Genomic DNA, 9082 nt, shown 5'->3' on the forward strand with positions numbered 1-9082 from the left:
AACATCACCAACGGAAATTACCATGAGCGCATTTAGCCACGAAGAACAGAAACTGCTGATCCAGGCCGAATACGGCCAGTTCCTCCGCGACAAAATCAAGCTGGCGCCGTCTAAAGGCTTCGACGTACCGCTCGAGCAAATCCACCCGGGCTTGAAGCCGCACACTCGCGACATCGTGCGCTGGGCACTCGCCGGCGGCCAGCGCGCCGTCTTCGCTTCATTTGGCCTGCACAAGACCAGCACTAATCTTGAGGTGATGCGCCAGATCGGCATCCACCGGCCCGGCGGGATCCGTGGCATAGTCGCGCCGCTGGGCGTGCGCCAGGAGTTCTCGCGCGAGGTGGCGAAACGCTTCACTGGCGACCAGGCCATCGACCTGCGCTTCATCCGCTCGGACGCTGAAATAGACGACCCGGCCACGATTTACATGACCAATTACGAGTCTGTGCGCGAGGCCAAGGTGGACGTGACGAAGTGGCAGGCCTCGGGCCTTGACGAAGCCAGCGTGTTGCGCAGCTACGGCAGCAAGACCTACCAAGAATTCCTGCCGATGTTCGCGCCGGTGGAGTTCAAATTCGTGTACACCGCCACGCCGAGTCCCAACCGGTTCAAAGAACTGATCCATTACGCCGGCTACCTGGGCGTGATGGACACTGGCCAGGCCCTGACGCGCTTCTTCCAGCGCGATAGCGAGAAGGCGGGCAATCTCACACTCTACCCGCACAAGGAGCATGAATTCTGGCTGTGGGTAGCCAGCTGGGCAGTCTTCATCCAAAAGCCCAGCGACCTGGGCCACTCGGACGAAGGCTACGACCTGCCGCCGATCGAGGTCCGGTACCACGAGGTGCCCAGCAACTACGACACAGCCGGCGCCGAGAAGAACGGCCAGGGCCTGCTGATCCCTAATGTGGCCATGGGCCTGTCCGCCGCCGCCGGCGAGAAGCGCGACAGCATGGGCGCGCGCGTGGCGAAGGTGGCCGAGATCATCGCGGCCGATCCCGCTGATCACTTTCTTGTATGGCACGATCTTGAGGATGAGCGCCACGCAATCCAGGCGGCGATTCCGTCTGCCGTGAGCGTGTGGGGTACGCAGCAGATCGACGAGCGCGAGCAGCGGATCGCTGACTTCAGCGACGGCAAGGTGCAGATCCTGTCCACCAAACCCATCATTGCCGGCAGCGGCTGCAATTTCCAGCAGCACTGCCACCGCGAGATTTTCGCGGGGATCGGATTCAAGTTCAACGATTTCATCCAGGCCGTCCACCGCGTGCAGCGCTTCCAGCAGGCGCACCCGGTCATCATCGACATCGTGCATACCGAGGTCGAGCGCAAGGTGCTGGCCGACCTGCAGGTGAAGTGGCGACAGCACGAGGAAATGCAGGCCAAGATGGGCGAGATCATCCGCACCTACGGGCTCGACCAACTGTCGATGCAGGATTCGCTGGCGCGCACGATCGGCGTGCAGCGCCAGGTCGTCGCCGGCGACCGCTTCGAGGTGGCAAACAACGACTGCGTGCTCGAAGCGCTCGAGCAGCCCGACAACTCGGTGGGCATGATCATCACCAGCATCCCGTTCGCCAACCATTACGAATACACGCCGAGCTACAACGACTTCGGCCACACGCAGAACAACGACCACTTTTGGCGCCAGATGGATTTCCTGACGCCGCAGCTGCTGCGCATCTTGCAGCCGGGCCGTATCTACGCTTGCCACGTGAAGGACCGCATCAATTTCGGCAACGTCACCGGCGCCGGCGTGCCCACGGTCAGCCCGTTCCACGCCGAGGCGCTGTTCCATGGCATCAAGCACGGCTTCGACTACATCGGCATGATCACGGTCACAACCGACGTCGTGCGCGAAAATAATCAGACCTACCGCCTGGGTTATTCCGAGGTTTGCAAGGACGGCACGAAGATGGGCGTCGGATCACCAGAATACATCCTGCTGTTCCACAAGCCGCAGACCGACCGTAGCCGTGGCTATGCCGACGTGCCGGTCACCAAGGCCAAGCCGATGTGTCTGGATGAGCAGGGCGCCGCCGTACCTTTCGACCGCAAGCTGGCGCCGATCCCGGGCTCAGGCTACAGCGTTGGCCGCTGGCAGCTTGATGCGCATGCGTACTGGAAAACCAGTGGCGACCGGCTGCTGAGCGCCCAGGAGCTGGCCAGCTACGGTCCGGCCAAGTTGGCCAAGTTGTTCACCGAGCTGTCACTAACCAATGTCTACAACTATGAGTACCACGTGGACGTGGCCGAGGCGATGCTGGCGAACAAGGCTTTGCCGGCTGACTATATGAGCCTGGCCCCGGGCAGCAACGATCCGATGGTGTGGCACGACATCGTGCGCATGAGGACGCTAAACGGCGAGCAGTCAGCCCGCGCGGTAGAGAAACACGTATGCCCCTTCCAGATCGACATTGTGGACCGGCTGGTTAGCCGTTATACCAACCCGGGCGAGGTTGTGTACGACCCCTTCTGCGGCCTGGGCACGGTGCCTGTGCGCGCGATGAAGCTGGGCCGGCGCGGCGCTGGCTCGGAACTGAATCCGGCGTACTTCGCCGACCAAGTGCACTACTGCCGCACTATGGAGCGCGAGCTGTCGGTGCCGACGCTGTTCGATTTCGAAGCCCTGGACTTGGAGAATGAAAAGTGAAGGCCGATCACCCACTCACCGCACGCCGAATCGCCGCCATCACGGCAGCACTCCAAGCCGGCCCGCTGTGCGCGCACGACCTGGCGCCGAAAGTATTTTTATGCTTTGAGCAGGCGCGCCGTTACCTGCAGTTCATGCAGGCCCAAGGCCTGGCCCACATCGCGAAATGGCCACTGCGTTGCACGCCTCGCGCAACCCGCGTTGCCGCATATGCCCTGGGCGGCGGCGCGGACGCGAAGAAGCCCGCACGTCGGACCGGGCAGCAGCGCCAGGCGCGCGCTAAAGCGAAGCTGCGGGCAGACGCTGAGCGGTACGAGTTCCACCTCGCTAAGTGCCGGGCGCGCAAGCGCAAGGCTGCGCGCGACCCGCTCGTCGCTGCAATGTTTGGTAGCACCGTGGAGTCCCGACCATGAACTATTACCAGCACCACATTGGCGACTTCCGCGCCGGTACTTTCACCATGGGGCGTCTGGAGCGCTGGCTATACCGCGACATGATGGACATGTACTACGACACCGAAAAACCGCTGCCTTTGGACCATGAAGAGCTGTTCTACATCCTTGGAACGACCGTTGAACAGGAGCGAACGGCCGTTGAACGTCTGTTGAAATTTAAGTTCCAAAAGACAACAGATGGGTACGTCCACGAGCGCTGCGACAGTGAAATTCGAGCGTTTCACGAGAAGGCTGAGAAAGCTTCGGCTGCAGGTAGAGCTTCTGCTGCCAGTCGTACAACAAAAAAGCCAACGGGCGTTGAACAAGATTTGAACGGACGTTCAACGGACGTTCAACGTCCGTCAACTAACCATAAACCATTAACCAATAACCATAAGAATAAAACCTTGTCGGCGCAGAGCCCCGACGCGCCGAACGCGAGCGACGAGCAGATTGACGACGAGGGCAGGGAGCGCCGCAAGCAGCGCCGCAGCACGCCTGAAGACGAGACGTGCGCGCGCTGGCTCTACGGCCGCATCCTGACGAACAACCCCGGCCATAAGGCGCCGAACTTCGAAGTATGGGCCGACGAGGTGCGCCTGATGCGCGAGCGCGACCACCGGTCCCACCGCGAGATCTGCGAGCTGTTCGGCTGGGCGCAGGACGACGACTTCTGGAAAGCCAACATGCTGTCGCCCGCCAAGCTGCGCGAGAAGTGGGACCAACTGACGATCAAACGCGGCACGCCGCAGAAAGGCACGAAACATGGAAACTTCGCTTCGCAGGATTACCGGGCCGGGGTTAGCGCTGATGGCAAATTCTGAGCGCCGCCCGCGCTTCATGAGCGCGATCCTCGAAACCTGCCAGCAGCACGGCGAATATACCTCGCTGCTGCTGACCGGCGGCTGGTCTGCCTGCGTGAAGTGCGAGCACGCGGCCGAGGCGGCGGCTACGGCAGCCGCACAGGCCTTGTGGCAGGCCGAACTTCGCAACCGAGCTTGGGAGGCGCGGCTGGGCCGCGCGGCGATCCCTGAGCGCTTCTCCGACCGCCGGCTGGGCACCTACGTGCCGACGTGCGAGGAGGCCGAGAAGGCGCTGCGCATGGTCACTCGGTATGCGGACAATTTCGCCGCCGTGCGCAAGGCCGGCGCCTGCCTGATCCTGTGCGGTGACGTCGGTACCGGGAAGACCCACCTGGCCGTCGGCGTGGCGCACGTGGTGCTGGAGCAGGGCGGCCAGGCCGTCTTCACTTCGGTGATGCGCGCGGTCAGGTCCGTGAAGGAAACCTATGCCAAGGGCAACCCGAAGACCGAAGCGCAGGCGATCGCCGACCTAGTCGAGCCGGACCTGCTGATCCTCGACGAGGTGGGCGTACAGCACGGCAGCGACACCGAGAAGCTGGTGCTGTTCGAGATCATCAATGGCCGATACGAAGCTGGCCGCCCTACGATCGTCATCAGCAACTTGGCGATCAAACTGCTCGAGGAATACCTCGGCGCGCGCGCGTTCGACCGGTTGCGCGAGGGCGGCGGCCAGCTTGTGGTGTGCGACTGGGAATCGTACCGGTCGCGGCGGGCTGCCTGATGGGCGCGCGCCACACCTTCGTCGCCAACCCGCTCGACGTCCTGGCCGCCAAGCGCCTGATCGAGCCGGAGGACGTCGATCGCATCGCGCTGCTGGTGCTGATCGCGCTGGACGCGGCCAAGCGCGGCGCAGCGCCGGCGTCGCTGGCCAACACGCTCACCGAGCACCTGCTGACCAGCGCGGCGCTGTGGTCGCAGCAAGGCAATCGGCGACTGTACGAAAAGTCGGTGTTGGCCTGGGAGGCGCTGCGCAAGGCCTGCGCGCGCCCGACGGCGCTTCTCGACCTCACCACTGGCGAGTACGCGGCGATTCGCCTGTCGATCGCGTACTACGTCCGGGCGCTGTCCAGGGTCGAGGTAGGAGCGCTCGCGGCGGCCCACGTCAAGGCGCTGGAGCAGTTGCGCGGCTGAAACTGCGGCCAGCAGGAAACCGTTCGTCAGAAATTGCAACACTTTGCCAATCTGCCCATTGTTTCTGGGATTTCCGTGTGTTAACGTCCTGCCGTCGCCACGGGAGAACGCACATGGGTTATGCAGATCGGTTTGTAATGAGTTTGGGCGCCAGCACGTTGCAGGACGACGCGCAGCATCACGCGGCCGAGCCGTTGGCCGCCGCAGCTCTAGCCGACCTGACTGGCGCGGGGTTCGGTGCGCTGCTGACCCGCGTGAAGTACGCCGATGGATCGATCAGCAAAACTTTCGAATCGGGCACGCAAAACCTAGCGCAACTGCTACGCATCTGGACCGAGCGCGTTACCCAGAAGGGCCGCGAACGCAAGTGGGTGAAGGAGGGCACCGAGTGGGACGTCCGTGCCGCCCTGACCTTGTATCGCCGCGTCGCCGAGCGCTCGCTGGCTTACTGGCTCGACGGGAAATGCGGCACCTGCCACGGTACCGGTACGGCAAACCGCATGCTGTGTTCGCCATGCAAAGGCAGTGGCCGAGGCGAGATCGGTGGCGGCGGCTTCGAGCGCGAAAAGGCGCTTGACATGGTTAGCGAGCTGGAGGGACTGCTCCAGTCGCACAACGCTCGCTCAGCAGTACTTCTACGCTAGTGCGCTACCGGCTGAAAAAAATCTTCTAGTTTTGGTCGGAATATTTGTGGCATGGATTCCCGGGTGAGATCAGTAAATGAAATATCCCGGTCTTGGAAGTCGGCTGCAGAAAGCAGCATGTACCGCTCGATTTTCTCGTTCCGCTCGTCGAGCACGGCGCCAAACAGGAAATCGAACCCCGTCGCAAGCCGTTTGTTGATCCTCCATCGAACATAGCCCCATCTTTTGTCTACCGCGCATCTGATGACGCGGATTGAAACTGTTACTGAATCGTTGATCCGCAATGTATGGGGAATTTCAGTTTCTGTCCAACTTGCTCCTGCTAGAGCAATTGCCGCCTTTACCTGGTCAACGATGATCGCCTTTAGCGACAGTGTTCTGATTCGGGTGGCGAGTGCTTGACCGTTGAAATCTCCAGGTATCCCTGCCAACTCGTAGGCTTTGTAAAGGCTACCAAAGCGACGATTAAAAAGCTGGCAGGCCGGCGCTTCAGAATCACGATCTATCAATCCGCTCGTGATGCGACCGTGCTCGCGGTAGATTCTTTGCAAGGTGGCCATCAGCTCTTCGGTGGTGTACCGGTAGTTCCTGTCGCACCGTTCCGCGCGGGCCGCGTGGAAAAGCTCGAGCGGGACTATCGGAGGAAACGCGCCGTCGCAGCGAACCCATAAGTGCGGTGGATTGCGAACTGCCGTTTTTTTCAGCTTGTACGATCCCTTGTTGAACACAAGATTTCCGATGTATTTTTCGTTGCGTAGCATCCCGCGAATTAACGCGCCCGTCCAAGGCCTCCCAGACTCTGACGCGACATTTTGTTCGTTGAGGACCGCCGCGATGCGCCGGTCACCAATTTGGTCGGCAGCATACCATTTAAATATTAGATTGACGACTTCAATTTCCTCTTTCGGGCCTGGAACTAGCACCACGCGATGTGTCTGAACGGCCTTCCACTCGCCTTTTTCCATAAGTCGTAAAAATTTTCCATCAGCGTCAAGCAACGCTCGGCGCAACCCATATCCAGCCATCCCGCCCAATTTGTATCCCATCCGGATAATTCGGCACTGAGCAACGAACACTTTCGAAGATAGCTCGCGACTGTAGTCCGCGGCGGCTATGCGCTTCATCGCTTTGATGATCGATGTATATGGTGAATCGTCGTTGGAGAACGATTCGGTGCAGTAAGTGACCTGGACCCCATTCAGCCGGCAGATGTATTCGTAGTGGGCGCTTTCATCGACATCCTGAAACCTTCCCCATCGGCTCACATCGTAGACCAGGATCGAGGTGAAGTCGTCCTTCGTCTGTACATCCGCCAGCAGCTGCTGAAGCCCAGGCCTTCCCCGCATAGTGAGTCCGCTCTTGCCCGAATCTTCGTACACCGCGACTATGGTTATGTCATGCTCCGCTGCATACTCTTTGATGCGCTGCATCTGATTCGCTGTAGAGTATGTCTGTTTTTCCGTAGACATCCTGACATAAGCCGCAGCGCGACGTAATGGTATCTCGCTCGGTAATCCATGCATGCTGGTCATCGCGTCGCTCCGTTCGAATGGTGGAAAAGCAGCGACAGGATAGCGCGGCGAGCGGTCTCGTCAGATATTTTATGGCCATGTCGAAGGGCACCCCGTTTTCATGCAGTAGCGCTGCGGCGAACGGGATGCCGTGGGTGGCCGCTAGCGCGCGGGCAGCGAAGCAAAGGCGTAGTTGTTTTTTCATGTGCCTACAATACAGCCGACGCGACCATGGGCACTTGATGTAGCTCAAATTGCAGAATCTGCAAAAGCCCTATTGCGCACAATAAAATTTCTATGTTAACTTGCGGCTACACACTTCCTGCACTCGTAATGATCGCTTCTGCGGCACCGATAGCATGAATTTGCGAGTAGACCAGCCGATGTGCCTCCGCTCGCGTGTGTCTCCCGCTCACTTCGCAGATAGCGCTGGAGCACCCCAAGCCACCCGTGCGGTGGCTTTTCTAATTCCGCATTCGAAACGCGAGGCGGCCATGCCTGACACGACCCGCCCGCCGAAGGAACTCGTCCGCGAGTACCTGGAGCGCCGCACGCACGCGCCGCTGGAGCCGCCGCCGACGCCTGACGAGATCCGGCGCCAGTTGGGCTGGCATCTACTGCCGACGATTTGCCAACCGGACCGCGACGAACGAGATTGAAAGTGCAGGCCACAGCACGCTGGCCGCCCAGGAGGTGCGATATGAAGTAGGCAAACCTGACAGCTTGGGTCGCAAGGCCAACCCCCCCCCAGCCGGACGCCGCCTACGGGCTGCGTGCCAAACCGGCCGCCGAGACGCTGTAACTCGGCATCCCTCGCAAGAGGCGCTACACGCATGGCATCTGCAGTCGGGAGTCCCCGGCCAGCGCAGCAGGTGCCATTCGTGTAACGATTCGCCGCACCCGCATTAATCCCGAGGCTTCGGCAGAGGATGAGACTGTGGGGCGGCTCATATGTCTCCTGTAGCGCCTTTGCCGCCGGCCGCATCACTGCGCTGGCGGCTTTTTTATTTGAGGTGGCCATGCCCAGTATCGACTTCCGCGGCATCTTCATCGTGGGCGTGCTGCTCGGCGCCGCGTTCGTTGGCGTCATTGCCGGCGCTGTGGTGCTGGCCTGGCCGCACGTGTGGAGCTGGCTCAAGCCGCTGCTGCACGCTGCAACATCCTGAGCCCTCTGCGCATTTAGAACACGGGCGTACCTGCCATCGCACTCCAGCGGCAGGGCTTGCAAAAGCGGGTGCAGTTCGCCGACGAAACAAGACCGGGTGGGTCCGGCCGCCGGGCGCAGATCAGCGCGCCCTGCGGTCCCAGCCTGGAGCGGGCGGCGACGCCAAGGAACACTATGAACAAGCACCAGCACCACAGCAACAACGACGTGCTGGGCGCTCCGCTCGGCTGGAGCCAGGCACAGCTGCCATGCAGCGCCTTACCGATCACCCGCACCGAGTGCGACGGCATCCCCGCCGTGGTGAGTTACTGGAAACCCTCACAGAACGAGCTGGCTATTCTGGCCGGAGGCGGTTCTATCGCTCTGTGGGTGATTGGCTCGACTATGCCGCCGGTCATGCTCGCGGTAGATCCCGCGTAGGACTTAAATGCGCGTAATACGCTGCGTGTCTCGCCCGTGCGTCCAGATGATTTGAAATTCGGTGTCGGAGATAGGAATCACCTCTTCGCCAGTGGTCAGCGTGTAGCGCCGCAACCTTCCGCCCGTCGAGGCTTGGGACTGCGCGCAGGCATCGACGTATGACTGGAATATGTGCACCTCGTAGACAACACCTTCGTCGCTAACAGCTTCAAGATTCCCCACAAATTCTTCGGTTCGCAACATTTACAGCCTCTGACTCGG

At 61.0% G+C, this 9082-nt stretch carries 11 protein-coding genes; 9 read left to right on the plus strand and 2 right to left on the minus strand.

Annotated features, from left to right (window positions below):
* Window positions 1-22 precede the first annotated feature (22 nt).
* From ASF61_RS10870 to ASF61_RS10895, 6 genes are all read left to right on the plus strand, one after another.
* Complete coding sequence (locus tag ASF61_RS10870; protein ID WP_056155198.1) at window positions 23-2653, plus strand: DNA methyltransferase; 2631 nt, start codon at window positions 23-25, stop codon at window positions 2651-2653.
* A complete protein-coding gene (locus tag ASF61_RS10875) occupies window positions 2650-3066 on the plus strand; it encodes a hypothetical protein (protein ID WP_056155201.1) in 417 nt (138 codons plus the stop codon). Before ASF61_RS10870 ends, ASF61_RS10875 begins: the two co-directional genes overlap by 4 nt.
* Window positions 3063-3911, plus strand: a complete 849-nt coding sequence (locus ASF61_RS22725; RefSeq protein ID WP_082491445.1) for a YdaU family protein — start codon at window positions 3063-3065, stop codon at window positions 3909-3911. The genes ASF61_RS10875 and ASF61_RS22725 overlap by 4 nt, the downstream gene beginning before the upstream one ends.
* 16 nt (window positions 3912-3927) lie before the next feature.
* A complete protein-coding gene (locus tag ASF61_RS10885) occupies window positions 3928-4671 on the plus strand; it encodes a gas vesicle protein GvpD (RefSeq protein WP_056155207.1) in 744 nt (247 codons plus the stop codon).
* Window positions 4671-5081 (plus strand): hypothetical protein, encoded by a 411-nt coding sequence (locus ASF61_RS10890; RefSeq protein WP_056155208.1) that lies wholly within the window; start codon window positions 4671-4673, stop codon window positions 5079-5081. Before ASF61_RS10885 ends, ASF61_RS10890 begins: the two co-directional genes overlap by 1 nt.
* A gap of 113 nt (window positions 5082-5194) precedes the next feature.
* Entirely contained in the window at window positions 5195-5725 is a 531-nt protein-coding gene (locus ASF61_RS10895) for a hypothetical protein (RefSeq protein WP_229205795.1), read from the plus strand.
* Here ASF61_RS10895 and ASF61_RS10900 read toward each other — a convergent pair.
* Entirely contained in the window at window positions 5722-7257 is a 1536-nt protein-coding gene (locus ASF61_RS10900) for a recombinase family protein (protein WP_082491447.1), read from the minus strand. The two genes, ASF61_RS10895 and ASF61_RS10900, sit on opposite strands and share 4 nt — an antisense overlap.
* Window positions 7258-7730: 473 nt before the next feature.
* Here ASF61_RS10900 and ASF61_RS23740 point away from each other — a divergent pair, with 473 nt between their 5' ends.
* The 3 genes from ASF61_RS23740 (at window position 7731) to ASF61_RS10905 (ending at window position 8821) form a co-directional block, all read left to right on the plus strand.
* The gene (locus tag ASF61_RS23740) at window positions 7731-7895 is read left to right on the plus strand and encodes a hypothetical protein (protein ID WP_200919833.1); all 165 of its coding nucleotides are present in this window, start codon (window positions 7731-7733) and stop codon (window positions 7893-7895) included.
* A gap of 360 nt (window positions 7896-8255) precedes the next feature.
* Window positions 8256-8402 carry a hypothetical protein gene (locus tag ASF61_RS23260; protein ID WP_156369526.1) on the plus strand — a complete coding sequence of 49 codons (147 nt, stop codon included), beginning with the start codon at window positions 8256-8258 and terminating at the stop codon, window positions 8400-8402.
* Window positions 8403-8575: 173 nt separating this feature from the next.
* Window positions 8576-8821, plus strand: coding sequence for a hypothetical protein (locus ASF61_RS10905; protein WP_056155214.1), 246 nt, complete (start codon window positions 8576-8578; stop codon window positions 8819-8821).
* 3 nt (window positions 8822-8824) lie between these two features.
* On the opposite strand, the gene ASF61_RS10910 is transcribed toward ASF61_RS10905, so the two are convergent.
* The gene (locus ASF61_RS10910; protein ID WP_056155217.1) at window positions 8825-9064 is read right to left on the minus strand and encodes a hypothetical protein; all 240 of its coding nucleotides are present in this window, start codon (window positions 9062-9064) and stop codon (window positions 8825-8827) included.
* Window positions 9065-9082 lie beyond the last annotated feature (18 nt).

Source organism: Duganella sp. Leaf126 (assembly GCF_001423125.1).
Classification (GTDB): domain Bacteria; phylum Pseudomonadota; class Gammaproteobacteria; order Burkholderiales; family Burkholderiaceae_D; genus Rugamonas.